Origin of the sequence: Escherichia sp. MOD1-EC6475 (assembly GCF_003046645.1) — a bacterium.
Taxonomy (GTDB): Bacteria; Pseudomonadota; Gammaproteobacteria; order Enterobacterales; family Enterobacteriaceae; genus Escherichia; species Escherichia ruysiae.
Genome location: NZ_PZKQ01000007.1, coordinates 1 through 812 on the forward strand (window position 1 = coordinate 1; position 812 = coordinate 812).

General features: G+C 51.4%; 1 protein-coding gene. It reads right to left on the bottom strand.

The window, feature by feature from the left end; all coding sequences use genetic code 11:
* Positions 1–59: 59 nt before the first annotated feature.
* Positions 60–757 (bottom strand): IS1 family transposase gene (locus A7589_RS01700; protein ID WP_235613305.1). Its coding sequence is split into 2 segments (ribosomal slippage): positions 60–508 and positions 508–757, totalling 699 coding nucleotides; the frame shifts between segments, so codons are not numbered across the junction.
* Between the last annotated feature and the right edge of the window lie 55 nt (positions 758–812).

The window sequence follows — 812 nt, forward strand, 5'->3', positions numbered from 1 at the left end:
CACTTATCATATATTATCACTTACTGGCGGCTCATACTGAGCTGGGTAATGACTCCAACTTACTGATAGTGTATTATGTTTAGATAATGCCCGATGACTTTGTCATGCAGCTCCACCGATTTTGAGAACGACAGTGACTTCCGTCCCAGCCTTGCCAGATGTTGTCTCAGATTCAGATTATGTCGCTCAATGCGCTGAGTGTAACGCTTGCTGATTACGTGCAGCTTTCCCTTCAGGCGGGATTCATACAGCGGCCAGCCATCCGTCATCCATATCACCACGTCAAAGGCCGACAGCAGGCTCAGAAGACGCTCCAGTGTGGCCAGAGTGCGTTCACCGAAAACGTGCGCCACAACTGTCCTCCGTAGCCTGTCATACGCGTAAAACAGCCAGCGCTGACGTGATTTAGCACCTACGTAGCCCCACTGTTCGTCCATTTCAGCGCAGACAATCACATCGCTGCCCGGTTGTATGCGCGAGGTTACCGACTGCGGCCTGAGTTTTTTAAGTGACGTAAAATCGTGTTGAGGCCAACGCCCATAATGCGGGCGGTTGCCCGGCATCCAACGCCATTCATGGCCATATCAATGATTTTCTGGTGCGTACCGGGTTGAGAAGCGGTGTAAGTGAACTGCAGTTGCCATGTTTTACGGCAGTGAGAGCAGAGATAGCGCTGATGTCCGGCAGTGCTTTTGCCGTTACGCACCACCCCGTCAGTAGCTGAACAGGAGGGACAGCTGATAGAAACAGAAGCCACTGGAGCACCTCAAAAACACCATCATACACTAAATCAGTAAGTTGGCAGCATCACC